Origin of the sequence: Pseudarthrobacter sp. L1SW, assembly GCF_020809045.1 — a bacterium.
Classification (GTDB): Bacteria; Actinomycetota; Actinomycetes; order Actinomycetales; family Micrococcaceae; genus Arthrobacter.
In genome coordinates this window covers 3,426,031-3,441,546 of sequence record NZ_CP078079.1, presented here as the reverse complement: position 1 = coordinate 3,441,546, position 15,516 = coordinate 3,426,031, and the positions used below count along the sequence as shown (strand labels likewise).

Genomic DNA, 15,516 nt, shown 5'->3' with positions numbered 1-15,516 from the left:
AACCCGATCTTCACTGCGCACCCCCGGCTGCCGGCGCCTCCACAGGGGCGGATGCGGTGATGGCCGGTGCGGGCGCCGGGCCGTCCCCGGTCCCGACCCGGACCAGCCTGGCCGCAGCCGTCTTGAAGATGGGCTGTTTGGAGGCTGCGTCCCAGTCCGTGATGGTGAGCTCGTTGGCTGCCCGCCCGTGGCCCGCCGGTTCCTTCCCGCCCGCAGTGTCCCAGTAGCCGTAGTGGAACGGCAGGAAGACCACCCCGCGCCGGATTCCGCTGACCCTGGCCTGGGCACGCACCGTGCCCCGGGGAGTGGTGATGTCCACAACGTCTCCTTCCGCGACTCCATACGTGCCGGCGTCGGCCGCGGAAACCTCAGCCCATACCTCCGGTGCCGCTGACTGCAGCTCCGGCGCCCGTCCCGTCTTTGTCCTGGTGTGGAAGTGGTAGAGCGTGCGGCCGGTGATCAGCTGCAGCGGGAAGTCCTCGCTGGGCAGCTCGTGCGCCGGCAGGTACTTGGCGGCCTTAATGATGGCTTTCCCTTCGGGGTTCAGGCCCTTGTATTCGTCCGGCTCCACGGGCGCTCCAGTGACCAGGTCCCGGCCATACGTCTCGCAGTAGTCAGGCTGGGCCCAGAATTTGCCGTCAGCGTAGAGCCGTTCTGTCCCCTCGGGGTTGGCGGAATTGCAGGGCCATTGGATTCCGGTCCCGCCGCGCAGCTTCGCGTAGCCCAGCCCGGTGTAGTCGCACGGACGGCCCCGGCTGCATTCCTTCCAGGCCTCGAAGGCCGCTTCCGGGTTGTCCCACTTCACCAGCGGCCTGCCGTCCTTGTCCTTGAGTTCCATCCGCCGCGCGTAGTCCAGGAAGATGTCCAGGTCCGGCTTCGCTTCGCCCGGCGGGTCCACTGCCTTCTCCGAGAGGTGGACTGTGCGGTCCGCATTGGTGAAGGTTCCGGTCTTTTCACCCCAGGTGGCGGCGGGAAGGACCACATCGGCCAGCTGCGCGGTTTCGGAGAGGAAGATGTCCTGGACCACCAGGAACAGCCGGTCCTGGGAGAGGATGGACCGGATGCGCGCCAGTTCCGGCAGCGACACCGCTGGGTTGGTTCCGCTGACCCACAGCATCCGGATGGAGCCGTCCTCCGCGTAGCGCATCATCTGCATCACGTGCGTTGGCGGTGACTGGTGCGGGATGGCCATCGGGTCAACGTTCCACACCCGGGCCAGGTCCTCGACGTGGGAGTCATTGGACCAGTTGCGGAAGGCGGGAAAGTCGCCGTCCGCGCCGCATTCGCGGGTGTTCTCTGCGCTGGGCTGCCCGTTCATCTGCAAAATGCCGCAGCCCGATTTGCCCAGCATGCCCCGGATGATGTTCAGGTTGTTCACCTGGACCGCGGCGGCCGTTGCCTGGTGGGACTGGTAGAAGCCCTGCAGCACAGTGGAGAGGAGGCGTTTAGCCTGGCCCAGGATCCGTGCAGCTTCGCGGAGGTCTTCTTCCGGCACGTCACAGATTCCAGCCACGACGGCGGGGGTGTAGTTCTTCACCCGTTCCACCAGGTCCGGGTACCCCACTGTGTGCTCCCGGATGTAGGAAGAGTCCACCCACCCGTTGGCGATGATCTCGTGGAGCAGGGCATTCATCAGCGCCACGTTCGTTCCCGGCCGCGGTGCCAGGTGGACTGTTGCTGCCTTCGCCACGGGCGTGGGCCGGGGATCAACGCAGATGATCTGCGGCGGGTTTGGTCCTGCGAGGCGGTCCAGGATCCGGGTCCAGAGCACGGTCTGCGTTTCCGCCATGTTGTGGCCGAAGAGGGCGATGACGTCCGCGTGGTCGATGTCCGTATAGCTGCCGGGCTGCCCGTCGCAGCCGAACGATTCCTTCAACGCCTCAGCCGCCGTCGCCGTGCACAGCCTGGTGTTGCCGTCCACATGGCTGGTGCCCAGTCCGCCATGCGCAATCAGGCCCAACGTGTAGTACTCCTCAGCGAACAGCTGGCCCGTGGTGTAGAAACCGATGGCGCTCCCGCCCTGTTCCGCCATCAGCTCCTTGCTCCTGGCCACAACACGGTCCATGGCCGTGTCCCAGTCGGTTTCCACCAGGCGCCCGTTCTCACGGACCAGGGGCGTGGTCAGCCGGTCCGGGGACGCATTCGCCTGCCACCCGTATAGGTCCTTGGGCCCTAGCCTGCCCCGGTTCACCCGGTCCCCGGCCCGCCCCCTGACCCCGGCAATCTTCCCGTCCTTCACGGCGATGTCCATCGCGTCACCGTTGGAGTGGAGCAGGGAGGCCGCCTGGACCCACCGGTCCACGCCAGAGGGTTCCAGGCCCTCCGCAAGATGCGAATCCACGCGCACGGGCCACTCCTGGCCCGGGCCATACGGGGTCCGGGTTCCCCACGGTTCGGTGATCCTGTCCACTCCGGCCACAGCAGTCCTCCGGTCATCCAGCTGGAACACTCGGCCCGGGCGGCGCCGGAGCCACTTGTGCCCCGACTCTACGGAGGCAGGCGATGCGCCACAAGAGCCCGGGCCCGGCCACCCTGGACAGCTGCTCTTGGCCCTATTGCTGTACCGGCTTTTCGTACGGTCCAGGCCGAAGGGCCCACGCAGGGCCCCACTGGTGTATTCAGTGCGGAAGAGTCCGCGGGACTGCAGGATGGGAACCACTTCGTCCGCGAAAGCCTCGAAACCACCGGGCAGCCACGGCGGCATGATGTTGAACCCATCCGCTGCCCATCTTCGAACCAGCGCTGGATCTCGTATGCAACCTGCACCGGTGTTCCGGCAAAGACGTAATGCCCGCGGGCACCGGCAAAACGGTGCAGCAGCTGGCGGACCGTGGGGTTCTCCCGGTGGATGACGTCGAGGAGCAGCTGGCTGCGGCTTCCAGCCCGCCCCACTTCAGCGAGGAGCTCCGGCGGGAAGGCCTTGTCCAGCGTTACGCCGTCCAGGCCGACGCCCAGCAGCTTGCGCAGGATGCCCAGCCCCGTACGCCGGCTGCGTCAGCTCGTCGAGCTCCTGCTTGAGGGCGCGGGCCTCCGCCTCGGTGGAACCCAGGTAGGGGCTCATGCCCGGCAGGGCCAGGAGCTGCTTGGGGTTCCGGCCGTTGGCGGCCGTCAAAGCCTTGATGTCGGCGTAGAACCCCTGGGCGCCATGCAGGGTCTGGTGGGCGGTGAACACAGCCTCGGCGTGCTGGGCTGCAAAAGCCTTCCCGTCGACGGAGGACCCGGCCTGCACGAACACCGGCCTGCCCTGCGGGGACCGCGGCGTGTTCAGCGGACCAGCTACCCGGAAGAACCCGCCCTCATGCTCAATCGGGTGGATCCGGGAGGTTTCGGCAAAACTCCGGTGCCGGCGTCGGCCACAACAGTCGCGTCCTCCCAGCTGTCCCGCAACGCCTGTTAGCGTGACGGGCGGCGGGGGCGGAAGCAGTTTGGTCTGTATGCTGGCCGAATGACGGCACCCCAGATCTATGTCAGCTTCCCCGGTACAGCCCGTGAAGCGCTTGGCTTCTATGCGGACGTTTTCGGCGGAGAGCTCTTCCTGCACACTTACGAGGACTTCGGCCGCACTGACGGGCCTGCCGGCGCCATCGCCCATGGGGTGCTCAAGGGCGTGGTTGCCGTGGCGGGTTCGGATACGGCAGAAGGCCAAAAGAGCGTCCGGCTTGAGGGCGTCATGCTCTCACTGCTGGGAACGGCGGAGCCGGAGGTCCTCCATGAGTGGTTCGACAAACTCGGCGCTGGCGGCCAGGTGGTCGACCCTCTCGGCCCCAAGCCCTGGGGCGCCTCGGACGGCCAGGTGATTGACCGCCACGGGCTCCACTGGCTCATCGGGTATGAATCGGGGCTCCAGCCTGCGGAGCCCGGCCAGGCCGGCGAAGCCTAGCCCCGTGCGTGTGCCTGGGCTGTCTCGGCGATCTTCTCCGTGGCGGCCCAGGAGGCGAGAAGCTTCAGTGCCTCCTCGGAGGGGCTGCCCGGGGTGGCGGGATAGACCGTGAGCGAATGCCCGGGTCCTCTTCCAGCCCCAGGACCTGGTAGTTCAGGTCGAGCAGACCCACCACCGGGTGCCGGAAAAGCTTTGTCCCGGCGTAGTGCCGCCGGACATTGTGTGCTGCCCAGCGTGTGCGGAATTCGTCGCTGCGCATGGACAGTTCCCCGATAAGTTCCGCGATGCCCTTGTCATGCGGGTTGCGGCCCGCTTCCCGGCGCAGGATGGCCACGTTAGTGCTGGCCGCCCGCTCCCAATCCGTGTAGAAGTTGTGCGCCCGGGGGTCCAGGAAGATGAAGCGTGAATGGTTGGCCGGGCGCGTGGGGCCCCGGTACATGTCCGAGTACAGGGCGTAGCCGAGCGCGTTGGCGGCCACGATGTCCATCCTGTTGTTTCCGATGAAGGCCGGTGCTCCCGTGATTGCGTCCAAGAGGTACTGCAGTTCAGGGCGCGCCCCCGCTGGCGCCGCGCTCGCGGCACGTTTCCGGCCGGACAGGTTGGCAGTCCTTGCCAGGTCATACAGGTGGTCGTGCTCCGCACGGTCCAGTTCCAGGGCACCGGCGATGGCATCGAGGACGCTGTCCGAGACGCCCGTGAGGTTTCCGCGTTCCAGCCGCGTGTAGTAGTCAACGCTGACGCCGGCGAGCCTGGCCACTTCTTCCCTGCGGAGCCCGGGGACGCGGCGGCGCCCGCCGTAGGGTTCAATTCCTGCCTGCTCGGGCGTGATGCGCCCACGGCGGGTGGACAGAAATTGCCGTACCTCGGCTCGGGTATCCATAAAGGACACGTTACGACGAATCGGGTGCCAACCGAGGAGTATCACGGCCGAAGGTAGGACTGCCAAGACTAGGTACAGCAGGGCCACGCTGGCCGGCCCATTCCAGGGTTACATCGAGAACACCCCCCTGTAGCATCGAAATATCCCCCCAACAGACCTCAGGAGACCCATGACCACCGTCAAGGCCTATGTATCCCCGTCCTCGACTGAGGACCTCATTGCCACCACCATCGAACGCCGGGCCGTTGGCCCCAACGACGTCCTGATCGAGATCAAGTTCGCCGGCATCTGCCACTCAGACATCCACACCGTCCGCGGCGACTGGGGCCCGCAGCAGTACCCGCTGGTTCCAGGCCACGAAATCGCGGGCGTGGTCACCGAGGTGGGTTCCGCCGTCACCAGGCACGCCGTGGGCGACCGCGTCGGAGTCGGCTGCATGGTCAACTCCTGCAAGGAGTGCGCCAACTGCCTGGAAGGCGAGGAGCAGTACTGCCTCAAGGGCAACGTCGGCACTTATGGCGCCGTGGACCGCGACGGTACCATCACCCAGGGCGGCTACTCCACCCACGTTGTGGTGACCGAAGACTTCGTGGTCCGGATTCCCGAAGGCATCGAGCTCGACGTCGCCGCGCCGCTGCTGTGCGCCGGCATCACCACGTACTCGCCGCTGCGGCACTGGGGTGCGGGACCCGGCAAGAAGGTTGCCGTCGTCGGACTCGGCGGGCTGGGCCACATGGCCGTCAAGCTTGCCCACGCGATGGGCGCCGAGGTGACCGTGCTGTCGCAGTCGCTGAAGAAGCAGGAGGACGGCCTCAAGCTGGGCGCCGACCACTATTACGCCACCAGCGACGAGAACACCTTCAAGGACCTCGCCGGCAGCTTCGACCTGATCATCAACACGGTCAGCGCCTCGATCGACATCAGCTCCTACCTGCAGCTGCTGAAGCTCGACGGCGCACTGGTGAACGTCGGCGCCCCGGCCGAGCCGCTTCCCGTCAACGCCTTTGCCCTGATTGGCGGACGCCGCTCCTTCGCCGGTTCCATGATCGGCGGCATCCGCGAGACCCAGGAGATGCTGGACTTCTGTGCCGAGCACGGCCTGGGTGCCGAGATCGAGGTTATTCCGGCGGAGAAGATCAACCAGGCCTACGAGCGCGTCCTGGCGTCGGACGTCCGCTACCGCTTCGTGATTGACACCGCCACCCTCTAACCTGAGGCAGGCGTGCGGCGGGCCGGCTCCGGAAGGGGCCGGCCCGCCGTCGTCCGCTGCCAGGTGCACTGCCTAGGGCCGCAGGCTGGCGAGGATCTCTTTGGCAGGTCCGGCGATGGTGCGCCGGAAGCCGGTCCCGGCCCACAGGTTCAGCCAGTCCGGCTCCCCGGCAGCGGCGGCTGCGGCGCGCAGGGGAGTGGTGAGGTGGTGGATCTCCGGATACCCGTAGGGAGCCTCGCCGTCATGGCGGCGCATGAACCCGTTGTGGAGGCCGCGGGCGGTCCTTCCCGAGAAGGCGCGGGTGACGGCCGTGGTGGTGAACTGCTCCGAGGTGAGGGCTGTTCGATGGGCTGCCTTGGTGCCCGCTTCGTCGGCCCGCAGGAACGCCGTACCGGCCTGGACTGCCGCCGCGCCCCGGGAGAGAGCGGCCCGTGTATCCTCCGCGGTGACGATTCCGCCCGCTGCAACCAGGGGTGCGCCGAGGCCGGACAGCTCCGCCAGGATCTCATGGAGCGGTACGTCCGGGGCGGGGCCGGCGGCCTCGAACGTCCCCCGGTGGCCGCCGGCTTCCGGTCCCTGCACGCAGAGCGCGTCAACACCGGCGTCCAGCGCGCGCCCCGCTTCCGGCATGGACGTCACCGTGGCCAGGACGTAAACGCCCCGCGCCTGCAGGGCGGCAACCACTTCTGGGTCCGGAAGATCGAAAGTGAAGGAGACGACGGCGGGCGCCTCCTTCAGCAGGACGTCCACTTTGGCGTCCCAGCCGTCATCGTCGTGGCGAGGATCGCCGAGGGTAACCCCAAAGCGGGCGGCGTCAGGCGCCAAGGAGCGGGCATACCGCTCCACCTCGTCCGGGTTGGCCACCGACGGCTGGGGAACGAACACGTTGACCCCGAAGGGGGCTCCGGTGAGCTCCCTTGTTGCTTCGATCTCAGCGAGCAGGGCGCCGGCGCTCTTGTACCCTGCGGCAAGGAAACCCAGCCCGCCGGCCGAGCTCACCGCCGCCGCAAGCCGGGGAGTGGAGGGTCCGCCCGCCATCGGCGCCTGGATGACAGGCAGCGCCAAGGCGGAGAGGTCGAATCGGGATGTACCCCGGGGTCCAGGCATGGTGCTTCACCGCTTTCGTGTTGTGTTCCGACTGTATGTCAGGCGGCCGCACGGCTGCGCGGTGCCAGCTGATTCACCAGGCTCACCGCGCAGAGGAGCACCGTGGCTGCGCCGTAGGTGACGAGTGCCGGCACCAGGCCAAGCGGCGCGGCAAGCTGGCCCACCAGGATGACTGGAACGCTGAAGGCGAGGTAGGCCACGATGTACAGCGAAGCCACCACGCCTCCCCTTTCCTGTGCGGGCGCCAGCGGAATAATCAGCCGAAGGGCGGCGGTGAAGGCGGCGCCGAAGCCGAGTCCGCCGATGACCTGCCCGGCAATCATCACGCCGAGGCTGCCGCCGGCGATGCCTGCCAGCATCCCGGCCATCCCGGCAGCTGCGGCAACAATGCCCAAAATCAGTCCTTTCCGGGCAGCTGTCCCGGCAAGTGCCAGCCCGGCCACGGCGGCGGCTGCCGGGCCGATGAAGCTGCTGAACCCGTTCAGGAGTCCGCTGTCCAGCTGGAAGACGGTGCGGATGATCGACGGCGCCAGGCCCAGGGACAGGCCGCCCACCATCCAGGCGGCCGCGATGGCGGGGGCGGCTGCGATGAACTCCCGCCGTACGGCGGGCGGGACCGCGGCCTGGGGCAGGAGGGAGCGGAGGGCGCCGGGCATCCGCTGGCCGCCGTCGCGGGTAAAGGCTGCGACGGCGATGCCCAGGACGGTGATGGCGGCCAGGACGGTGAAGATCAGGACGCCCGGCCGGGGCACGAATTCGATGGCAACCCCCGAAAGCAGGGCGCCAACAGCCAGCCCGCCCGCCATTCCCACGCTGCCAAGGATGGTTCCGAGCTTCTTGCGGTGTGCCGGAGCGAGTTCCACCAGGGCAGCCGCGAAGGTACTCGTGGCCGCTCCCGTGGCGATGCCCTGGACAACGCGCGCGGCAATAACCACGCCGATATCGTCCGCCACCAGGAATGCGACGAGGGCAGCAAGCTGGATCAGCAGCGCCCCGAGCAGGACGGGGCGCCGGCCGACATGGTCGCTCAGGGAGCCAACGGTGAGCAGGGCGCCGAGGAACCCGGCGGCATAGACGGCGAAGGCCCAGGCCAGTTCCGGGGCGTCGAAGTGCCACTGCTGCTGGTAGTGCACCAGCAGGGGGACGGGTGCCCCAGCGGCAAGATACAGGCTGATGAAGGCGGCTGCGTTGCCGGTGAAGGCAACGCCTTCGGGCAGGACGTATTGGGGCTTGTGCATGGCGGGTGGTTGATCGGACAGGGCAGGGGCTGACGGCATGGGGAACTCCGGGGTTGGGGGCGCCGGGGGAGCGGCTGCTGCGGTGCGGTATCCATCGGGCGAGGACCGCTTCGCCCAAACTACTAGCTTTCTTTAAGAAAGTAAATAAGCTTGCTCTAAGATAGTTAGTGTCCTGAGGAGGAATGCCATGCCGCTTCGCACCAGTTGGTCAGGTGACAATTGCCCCATTGCCCGCGCAGCTGATGTCTTTGCCGATCCGTGGTCCCTGCTGGTGCTGCGCGAAGTCTTCATGGGGAACAGGAGGTTCGACGGCATCAAGAAAGCGCTGAAGGTGGCGGACAACGTCCTGAGTGAACGGCTGCGGCGCCTGGTGGAGGCGGACATCCTGGTAGCTGAGCCCTACAGCGCCGGAGTCCGGCCGCGGAATGAATACCGCCTCACGGCCGCGGGGGCGGATGCGCTTCCAGTCCTGCACGCCCTCACGGCCTGGGCCCAGCGGAACACCGATTCCCCGAGCGGAAGGGCCCTGCGGATCGTTTGCACCAGGTGCGGCTCCGAGTCCGCTTCCGGGACGTGGTGCCAGTCCTGCGGCAAGGACCTGACGGCGGAAACCACAGCCTGGGACCATCCCAAGACCCCCGGTGAGCTCATCGAGCTCGGCGCGGCGACCTAGGGCTTCATCATTCCGGCGGCGGTGCCCCGGGCAGGTAGCCAGCCCGGCTCTGGCAGCGGAAGTGTACTGCTCCGATGCGCCCATCAGTACAGGAAAATGTTGATCCACTCGCGGTTGTGCGCGTGGATCAGGACCAGGAACAACACAAAGTCGAACAACAGGTGGACGCTCACGATGTAGGACAGTGACTTGGTCACCGTGAAAAGCCGGGCCTGCAGCAGGGCAAACGGGAAGATGAAGAAGGGCGCCCAGGCGTGGAAGCCGAGTTCCCAGAGGAACGACGTGAAAAGGACCGCCTGCAGCAGGTTGGCCTGCCAGTCCGGGAGGTGCCGGCGCAGCAGGGTGAACGCGGTGCAGATGAAGAAGAGTTCGTCCCAGATGCCCAGCACGTTGGTGCCCAGGAAGAGCCGGGCGATGCCGTCCGGGTCGCTGACCGCCGGCCAGTTGTTGTAAACCCCGGTGCGGATCATGTACACGGGCATCAGGGCGTAGCCGATCACCAGGACGGCGGGCAGGTACCATTTTTCGGCGCGCGTCCACGGGGTTCCGGTCCTGATGGGGAACCGGATGGCGTGGTCCTTGGTGACGAAGCGTGAGACAGAGTAGGGGATGCCGACGGCGAGGACCATGGCCGTTCCCATCACCACCATATGCTCGGTGCTGATGTCCGTGGTGATGGGGACCAGGCTCATGGCCGTCAGCCCCACCCCGATCAGCGCAAAGTCAACCAGGAGGCGGCGGCCGATGAAGCCGGCCACGAAAAGCGCGGCGGCCAGGAGCAGGAATCCGAAGAGGCGGTCCTGCCACGCGAAGAGCAGGAAGCCCGACGCCGACACAAGGGCCGCAGGGACCACGGCTAGTGGCGTCGTTGCTGGCTTTTCCGCTCCTGCCGGACCGGTTTCGGCCCGCGCCTGTGGTTGCTGCCTCATGGTTGCCTTTGGTGCTTGGGTGGCGCGCTTCCGCCTGACCCCACAAATTTTACGTGCCGCTCACCAGAGCAGGGCAAGGTCCACCGCTACCGCGGGCCTCGCCGCCGCCCAGCCTGCCACCACCTCCGTCAGCTCCGGTTCCCGTCCCGCAAGCCCCAGCAACGTCCCCTCTGATTGCGCGGGCGGGTGGTCATGGCTTGTGTCCGGGGAGCCGTGGGAACACTCCGGGCACATGGCGCGGATGCCGGACCAGTCGTCCATGCCAAGGCCGCGGATTTCCAGGAGTTCGGACAGCTCCTGGAGGTCGTCCTGCGACGCTCCTGAAACCGCCGCCTGCCAGGTGGGCATGCCGGAGTCCTCTAAGCGCTGGAGCTGGTCAAACACGGCGACTTCGCGGTCGCCAAGCCGCCGTGTTCCCTTCGGCTCGCCATCGTGCAGGATAACGTCCCCGAAGCGGTGGCCGGACTCCGGGAGCGGGACGTTCGAGATCACCGCATGGGCGGGGCTCCTGCGCCGGCACCACACCACCTCTGGGGTTCCGGCCGAGGGCATCACCTGGTGCGGAAGGCTGGGCTGGTCAGGGTTCAGCCTCACCGGTGCCAGCCCGAAATCACCGTCGATGGGCTCCGTGCCGCTTCCGAGCCCGTCCACGCCGTACGCAGTCCAGGCCCTTCGCGCGGTGGCCCAGTCGCCCAGTGCCGTTGCCGCAATGCCCAGGTTCCATGCCGCCGGATTTACGCCGTCGAACGCTTCGGCGTCTTCCGGCGTAAAGAGCTCAAGGGCGCGCGCGTTGCGTTCGCAGCTTTCGGCCCAGTTCCCCAGCGCCTTGGAGAGGAGCCCCGCATGGAACCAGCTGAAATAGGAACGCGGGGTCAGCTCCAGCAGTTCGGCGGCAAGCGCTGCCGCCCGCTCCGCGTCACCGGCCTCGTCCGCGGCCGTCCAGTCCCGCCAGACCTCGCCCGGGCCGCGCCGCTTCCCAAGCCCCCGCCACGTGCGCATCCTCATGCCTCCAGTATGCCGGGCAGCAAGCTTGCGGGGCGGCGCTTAACCGAAGCGGACGACGACGGGAGGTCCCGGCGTCGTCCGCTTGCGTTGTGGGCGTGGCCGCTTAGGCGGAGGCCAGCGCCTGCCCCTCGCCGCGCAGGCTCAGGGTAAAGGTGTTGGGGCCGCTGCAGGTGACCGCGACGCGGCAGGTGGTGGTGTTGTGCTGCGCGGAAAGGTCGCTGACCGCGGAATCCAGGGTGTGGTGGAGCGTGGACCGGTCCCAGATTTTGAGGGTCACGGAGTCATTGGCATCGAACGTCATTATTCAACTTCCATTTCTTGCGGTTGGCGGCCTGGAATCTTCATTGCCCGGGCCGTGTCCTCGTCTATGAGGACGACTGCAGGTGGGAAAGCGCATTCCCCTGCCATAGTGGCGGTTGCCGGAAAGGTTGGCAACTGAATACGGTCCGATGTGACTAAGCACACCGGCCATCGGCGGACTGCGGATTTCTTTGGGTGCAGGGCCGCCGACACCTTCCATAGTGCCCAGTTGGCAGCAGCGCTCTCAACATTGTTGCGAGTGAATCTCATCACGTCCCGGGCGGCGTGGAGTGGTGCCTTCGCCGCCGGGAGGGCTCTCACTCGTCGAAGTAGGTATCGATCTGCTGCTCGCCGGAAATGGAGGCGATCACGGATGCTGCCACCTCGCGGAGTTTGATGTTGCGGGTGCTGGAGGCCTTGGTGAGGATTTTGAATGCCGTGTCCCTGCTGCACCGGTTCTCGGCCATGATGGCTCCGACGGCCATGTCGATGACCGTACGGGACTGCAAGGCGGTGGAGAGATCGGCCTTCGCCTCACTCAGCTGCGTGATGCGGAGGACCAGGCGCAGCGATCCCGCTGCCTGGCTGGCGAAGGTTTCCACAGTGGAGATGTCGTCGACCGAAAAGCCGTGGCTGCGGCCGGAATAGAGGTTCAGGACCGCTTCTGCGTCATCGCCCAAATCCAGCGGCACGGCGAGGATGGAGGCAACCCCCTCGGCCCGGGCCACCTTCACGTACGCGGCCCAGCGGTGCTCGGTTGCCAGCTCGGGGACCAGCAGCGGGCTCTTGCTGCGCAGGGCCGTAAGGCAGGGTCCGTCACCGAATCCGTTCTGCAGCTCGTCCAGGGCACGCGCTTTAGCGTCACTACTGGCCACCGCCTTGGGCCTTTTGTGGCGGATCACAGTGACTCCGGCGTGGACCGGGCTGCCTGGCGTGGACAGCCGGGCAGCGGCAACCACGGCAAGGTCGGTGAGGAAGCCGGCGATGTCCTGGCTGTCCAGGACGAGTTCCTGCAGGGTTCTGTCTATCTCCGCAGAATTGGGTGTGACAGGGCCCGCCGCCCCGTTCGCATGGGTTGTCATTGAGTGTCGCCTTCTGTCAGTTCCGTCATCGCCGTGGCGATCAAGCCCGCCTGCGAAGCCGGTATGTCCAGGGCTTCGTGGAGGAAGGCATCCAGGGACATCTCGTCGAGATCGCCGCCGATGCCGTAGTAGTACGTCCACAGTTTTCCCAGGGGCAGATCCGTATCGCGGAAGCGCTGGGCGACCCCCCGCCGCTGTTCAGCTGCCAGGTCCGGTTTTTCCGGGCCCTCGGCCCCGAGGGGATACATGTCCCGTCCTCAGCTCGCTTGGGCTGCAGGGAGATCGGCACCCTGCACAATATCCTGGGCGATCTCATGGACCCTGCGGTTGCTGGACTGGGCGGCCAAGCGGAGGATCTCCACGGCGCCGTCCCTGCCGCCGCGGTGCTGGAGCATGATCAGTGCCACTGCGGCATCCACCACCGCCCGCGATTTGAGCGCCGCCCGGAGGTGTTCCGGATGCACCTCTGCTCCGTGCAGGCGCAGCGCAATCCGGAGAATCCTGGACATGGATGCTGCATGCTGTTCAAGGAGCGCCACCGTTTCCTCGCTGAAGGCACTCACAGAGTGGGCATAACAGTTCAATCCTGCCCGGGAGGACGCGTCCGTGAGGATGGGGACAGCCAGGACGGACCGCACGCCCTCCTGGAGCGCGGCCTCCGCGTAGCCGCTCCAGCGCCCGTCGCCTTTCAGGTCCGGAACCCACACCAGGCGCTGCTGCCGGGCTGCTGTGAGGCAGGGGCCGTCGTCGAACGCGTATTGCGTTTCATCCAGCCGGCGGCCGCCCTCGCTGCTGCTGGCAACTGTTGTCAGTGCGCCGTCGCGCTCCACCGTAATGGTGCAGATCACCGGACCGTCCGGGGAGAGCAGGGAAGCTGAGATGGTGGCAAGGCCCAGGAGGAATTCAGGAAACCCGGGACTTTCGAGCAGCAAATCCTGCATCCGGTCCGAAGCGGCAACAGAGCTTTCCTTGGCCATCAGGCCTCAATCCTTGGTGCGCCAGAAGCAACAGCCCTGGCTGTCGGCCGCCGCTCTCTGCGCGGCGGACCTGGGTATTCAACCTCCGGATCGTTTCTATCCCGAAAATCTCCTACTACCGACACTACGCCCCTGCGGGAGCTATTGAAATGCGGTGGCGGAGTCGCGCTATTCGTCCGGGTCCGGTTGCCGGGTGGTGCTGTCTTCGCTGCCGGCTTCACTGCTGTCTTCCCCGCCCGCTTCCCTGCCCGCCGGCTGCCCGCCTTCGCCGCCGACGTGCTGCCCGCCCGCGGAAGCAGGACCGTCGAAGTCGTCGGAGTAGGGCGCACGTGGCCGGGGGAGGTCGTCAATCAGTTCGTTTGCCGCCAGCGCCAGCAGGTCGCGCTGTATCAGGGGCAGGGAAAGCAAACCCTGCAGGTAGGCCTCCACCTCATATTCGCCTGCGTCGCCCGAGAGGCTGAAGTACTTCAGCCACAGTTCGGATACGGGGATATCGGCTGCCTTCATGGCTGCACGGAGCCGGCGCCGTTGTTCCGGTTCGTTGGGATCAAAGCCCATGGGCAGTTCCTAGGCTCCGGGGGACAGCGTCCCGGCGAGGACGCGTTCACTGATGTTGTGCAAGGCTGCCTGGTCTTCGCGGGCGTGCCTGATCAGCAGCTGGAGCGCAGCTTCGTGGCTTACACCCAGCCGCTCCATCAGCACCCCGCAGGCGCGGTTTACCAGGTCCCGCGTATAGAGGGACGCCTGCAGACCCTCCGTCATCCGGTGCGGAGCCTCGGTGGCCTGGATGTGCGAGAGCAACGTGGCCGCAGGGGCAGCGAAAAGCTGGAGCAGGTCGGCGCTGCCCGGGTCATAGATGTTGGGAGCGGCGGCATAAAGCTTCAGCACGCCTATGGATGCACCGCCCGCCATCAGGGGTGCACTGACCACTGACAGTATGGGCAGGCCTGCTACCCCGTTGCGCCACTCGGGCCACCGGTCCTCGCTTGTGAGGTCCGTGGCCAGTACTGTCTCCTCGGCTGCCCATGCGGTCAGGCACGGGCCTTCGCCGCACTCGTACTGGATGGCGTCCGCCCGGCTCACGATTCCGTCTGTGTAGCCGCTGCTGGTCCGGCGCCCGCGTGCATCCAGGAGGGAGACGCCCGCTCCGATGGTGCCGGGAACGGACTCCTTCGCAGCCCGGGCCAGGAGGCGGACGGCGGTGGTGGCTTTTTCCTCCGTGAGCAGCAGCCCCTGTATGCGAGCAATGACAGTGCTGAGCTCATCAAGGGGAAGTTGCGCCATGGTTTCAGCATAAAGCCAAGGGCCCATCCCCCGGCCCCTGTTCGTAGTTAGTCAGGGGAATGGATGTAGTCTGGGGGGAAGCGTTTGGAAGTGGGCGTGTTCACGCCGCATGGAAACTGTCAGCGGTTGAAGCCCAACTTCAGGGACGTGCCATGGACGCCTTACCCACCACCGCAACAGCGGCGGAGCCCCACACCGCCGCGTTTAAGGACGGGATCGTTTCCCGCCTTCAGGACCTCGTCCTGGAGGCCGGTGACGCCCAGGACTTCTACCGGGAACTCGCCGTTTTCTCAGCCTCCCTGCTGGCTCCGCCCGGCGTAGACATCTTCTGCAACGTCACTGTTGTGCGCCGCAAGAGGCCTATCACGGTCGCCTGGAGCACGCCCCGCGCAACGGCGATGGACGAACTGCAGTATGCCTTCGGGGACGGGCCCTGCCTGGCTGCAATGCGAAGCGGCGCCGCCGTCTACGTCCAGGACGTCTCCACGGAGCCCCGGTGGCCGGACTACACCCACGCTGTTGCGGCCCACGGTGTCTCGTCCATCCTGAGCGTCCCCCTGCAACTGGAGGAGGACTCATCAGCCGCCCTCAACATTTACTCTTCTGCGGCCAACGGATTCTCCATCGAGGACATTGCGCGGGCCGGGATGTTCGGAGAGCAATCCGCCAAAACCCTGAAGCTTGAGCTGCGGCTGGCGCACCTGCGGGAGGCCAAGGAGGACCTGGAAGCGGCAATGAAGTCCCGGACGGCCATCGATGTGGCCGTCGGGGTGATCATGGCCCAAAACCGCTGCAGCCAGGAGGACGCAATGACCATCCTGCGGAAGGCATCGAACAGCCGCAACATCAAGCTAAGGGAAATTGCCGCCGGCATCATCGCCTCCGTTTCGCCGACTCCGCGCCTGCGCACGCACTTCGACGAATAGCCCCGGTCCCGTTATGGAAGCCATC

Annotated in this window: 16 protein-coding genes and 1 pseudogene; 4 read left to right on the top strand and 13 right to left on the bottom strand. The window is 66.6% G+C overall.

Annotation, left to right across the window (positions count from 1 at the left end; translation table 11 throughout):
- Positions 1 to 10: 10 nt before the first annotated feature.
- Together KTR40_RS16000 and KTR40_RS19155 are read right to left on the bottom strand one after the other, a co-directional pair.
- The gene (locus tag KTR40_RS16000) at positions 11 to 2,419 is read right to left on the bottom strand and encodes a molybdopterin oxidoreductase family protein (protein ID WP_139030458.1); all 2,409 of its coding nucleotides are present in this window, start codon (positions 2,417 to 2,419) and stop codon (positions 11 to 13) included.
- A gap of 474 nt (positions 2,420 to 2,893) precedes the next feature.
- Complete coding sequence (locus KTR40_RS19155; RefSeq protein ID WP_205677054.1) at positions 2,894 to 3,541, bottom strand: LLM class flavin-dependent oxidoreductase; 648 nt, start codon at positions 3,539 to 3,541, stop codon at positions 2,894 to 2,896.
- Here KTR40_RS19155 and KTR40_RS15985 point away from each other — a divergent pair.
- On the top strand, positions 3,446 to 3,880 hold the full coding sequence (locus KTR40_RS15985; RefSeq protein ID WP_139030434.1) for a VOC family protein: 435 nt from the start codon (positions 3,446 to 3,448) through the stop codon (positions 3,878 to 3,880). The two genes, KTR40_RS19155 and KTR40_RS15985, sit on opposite strands and share 96 nt — an antisense overlap.
- On the opposite strand, the pseudogene KTR40_RS15980 reads toward KTR40_RS15985, so the two are convergent.
- A pseudogene (locus KTR40_RS15980) lies at positions 3,877 to 4,760 on the bottom strand (helix-turn-helix transcriptional regulator). The gene KTR40_RS15985 and the pseudogene KTR40_RS15980 overlap by 4 nt on opposite strands.
- Before the next feature lie 169 nt (positions 4,761 to 4,929).
- Between KTR40_RS15980 and KTR40_RS15975 the strand changes: the two are divergent.
- Positions 4,930 to 5,970 (top strand): NAD(P)-dependent alcohol dehydrogenase, encoded by a 1,041-nt coding sequence (locus KTR40_RS15975; RefSeq protein ID WP_139030432.1) that lies wholly within the window; start codon positions 4,930 to 4,932, stop codon positions 5,968 to 5,970.
- Positions 5,971 to 6,042: 72 nt separating this feature from the next.
- Here the strand turns inward: KTR40_RS15975 and KTR40_RS15970 are convergent, their stop codons facing one another.
- Both KTR40_RS15970 and KTR40_RS15965 read right to left on the bottom strand, forming a co-directional pair.
- The gene (locus KTR40_RS15970; protein ID WP_139030431.1) at positions 6,043 to 7,077 is read right to left on the bottom strand and encodes a nitronate monooxygenase; all 1,035 of its coding nucleotides are present in this window, start codon (positions 7,075 to 7,077) and stop codon (positions 6,043 to 6,045) included.
- 38 nt (positions 7,078 to 7,115) lie between these two features.
- Positions 7,116 to 8,315: an MFS transporter gene (locus KTR40_RS15965; RefSeq protein WP_171059110.1), complete on the bottom strand. Its 1,200-nt coding sequence runs from the start codon at positions 8,313 to 8,315 to the stop codon at positions 7,116 to 7,118.
- A 187-nt stretch (positions 8,316 to 8,502) separates the two neighbouring features.
- Between KTR40_RS15965 and KTR40_RS15960 the strand changes: the two genes are divergently transcribed.
- Positions 8,503 to 8,988: a helix-turn-helix domain-containing protein gene (locus tag KTR40_RS15960; RefSeq protein WP_139030430.1), complete on the top strand. Its 486-nt coding sequence runs from the start codon at positions 8,503 to 8,505 to the stop codon at positions 8,986 to 8,988.
- Between the two features lie 83 nt (positions 8,989 to 9,071).
- Here the strand turns inward: KTR40_RS15960 and KTR40_RS15955 are convergent, their stop codons facing one another.
- From KTR40_RS15955 to KTR40_RS15920, 8 genes are all read right to left on the bottom strand, one after another.
- Positions 9,072 to 9,917 carry a CPBP family intramembrane glutamic endopeptidase gene (locus KTR40_RS15955; protein WP_370633146.1) on the bottom strand — a complete coding sequence of 282 codons (846 nt, stop codon included), beginning with the start codon at positions 9,915 to 9,917 and terminating at the stop codon, positions 9,072 to 9,074.
- 60 nt (positions 9,918 to 9,977) lie between these two features.
- A complete protein-coding gene (locus KTR40_RS15950) occupies positions 9,978 to 10,922 on the bottom strand; it encodes a tetratricopeptide repeat protein (RefSeq protein ID WP_228404362.1) in 945 nt (314 codons plus the stop codon).
- Between the two features lie 103 nt (positions 10,923 to 11,025).
- Positions 11,026 to 11,223: a hypothetical protein gene (locus KTR40_RS15945; RefSeq protein WP_228404361.1), complete on the bottom strand. Its 198-nt coding sequence runs from the start codon at positions 11,221 to 11,223 to the stop codon at positions 11,026 to 11,028.
- Between the two features lie 316 nt (positions 11,224 to 11,539).
- Positions 11,540 to 12,304 (bottom strand): ANTAR domain-containing protein, encoded by a 765-nt coding sequence (locus KTR40_RS15940; RefSeq protein WP_139030427.1) that lies wholly within the window; start codon positions 12,302 to 12,304, stop codon positions 11,540 to 11,542.
- Complete coding sequence (locus KTR40_RS15935; RefSeq protein ID WP_139030426.1) at positions 12,301 to 12,552, bottom strand: hypothetical protein; 252 nt, start codon at positions 12,550 to 12,552, stop codon at positions 12,301 to 12,303. The genes KTR40_RS15940 and KTR40_RS15935 overlap by 4 nt, the downstream gene beginning before the upstream one ends.
- Positions 12,553 to 12,561: 9 nt before the next feature.
- Positions 12,562 to 13,281, bottom strand: coding sequence for a GAF and ANTAR domain-containing protein (locus tag KTR40_RS15930; protein ID WP_139030425.1), 720 nt, complete (start codon positions 13,279 to 13,281; stop codon positions 12,562 to 12,564).
- Positions 13,282 to 13,449: 168 nt separating this feature from the next.
- Positions 13,450 to 13,839, bottom strand: a complete 390-nt coding sequence (locus KTR40_RS15925; protein ID WP_139030424.1) for a hypothetical protein — start codon at positions 13,837 to 13,839, stop codon at positions 13,450 to 13,452.
- A 9-nt stretch (positions 13,840 to 13,848) separates the two neighbouring features.
- Entirely contained in the window at positions 13,849 to 14,565 is a 717-nt protein-coding gene (locus KTR40_RS15920; protein WP_228404360.1) for a GAF and ANTAR domain-containing protein, read from the bottom strand.
- Between the two features lie 152 nt (positions 14,566 to 14,717).
- Here KTR40_RS15920 and KTR40_RS15915 point away from each other — a divergent pair, with 152 nt between their 5' ends.
- Positions 14,718 to 15,491 carry a GAF and ANTAR domain-containing protein gene (locus tag KTR40_RS15915; RefSeq protein ID WP_228404359.1) on the top strand — a complete coding sequence of 258 codons (774 nt, stop codon included), beginning with the start codon at positions 14,718 to 14,720 and terminating at the stop codon, positions 15,489 to 15,491.
- Positions 15,492 to 15,516 lie beyond the last annotated feature (25 nt).

What these genes read in the sequence shown, in the direction of transcription:
- KTR40_RS15985 (WP_139030434.1), top strand. Translation starts at nt 3,446, where the DNA reads ATGACGGCACCCCAGATCTATGTCAGCTTCCCCGGTACAGCCCGTGAA.
- KTR40_RS15975 (WP_139030432.1), top strand. Translation starts at nt 4,930, where the DNA reads ATGACCACCGTCAAGGCCTATGTATCCCCGTCCTCGACTGAGGACCTC.
- KTR40_RS15970 (WP_139030431.1), bottom strand. Translation starts at nt 7,077, where the DNA reads ATGCCTGGACCCCGGGGTACATCCCGATTCGACCTCTCCGCCTTGGCG.
- KTR40_RS15965 (WP_171059110.1), bottom strand. Translation starts at nt 8,315, where the DNA reads ATGCACAAGCCCCAATACGTCCTGCCCGAAGGCGTTGCCTTCACCGGC.
- KTR40_RS15960 (WP_139030430.1), top strand. Translation starts at nt 8,503, where the DNA reads ATGCCGCTTCGCACCAGTTGGTCAGGTGACAATTGCCCCATTGCCCGC.
- KTR40_RS15955 (WP_370633146.1), bottom strand. Translation starts at nt 9,917, where the DNA reads ATGAGGCAGCAACCACAGGCGCGGGCCGAAACCGGTCCGGCAGGAGCG.
- KTR40_RS15950 (WP_228404362.1), bottom strand. Translation starts at nt 10,922, where the DNA reads ATGAGGATGCGCACGTGGCGGGGGCTTGGGAAGCGGCGCGGCCCGGGC.
- KTR40_RS15945 (WP_228404361.1), bottom strand. Translation starts at nt 11,223, where the DNA reads ATGACGTTCGATGCCAATGACTCCGTGACCCTCAAAATCTGGGACCGG.
- KTR40_RS15940 (WP_139030427.1), bottom strand. Translation starts at nt 12,304, where the DNA reads ATGACAACCCATGCGAACGGGGCGGCGGGCCCTGTCACACCCAATTCT.
- KTR40_RS15935 (WP_139030426.1), bottom strand. Translation starts at nt 12,552, where the DNA reads ATGTATCCCCTCGGGGCCGAGGGCCCGGAAAAACCGGACCTGGCAGCT.
- KTR40_RS15930 (WP_139030425.1), bottom strand. Translation starts at nt 13,281, where the DNA reads ATGGCCAAGGAAAGCTCTGTTGCCGCTTCGGACCGGATGCAGGATTTG.
- KTR40_RS15925 (WP_139030424.1), bottom strand. Translation starts at nt 13,839, where the DNA reads ATGGGCTTTGATCCCAACGAACCGGAACAACGGCGCCGGCTCCGTGCA.
- KTR40_RS15920 (WP_228404360.1), bottom strand. Translation starts at nt 14,565, where the DNA reads ATGGCGCAACTTCCCCTTGATGAGCTCAGCACTGTCATTGCTCGCATA.
- KTR40_RS15915 (WP_228404359.1), top strand. Translation starts at nt 14,718, where the DNA reads ATGGACGCCTTACCCACCACCGCAACAGCGGCGGAGCCCCACACCGCC.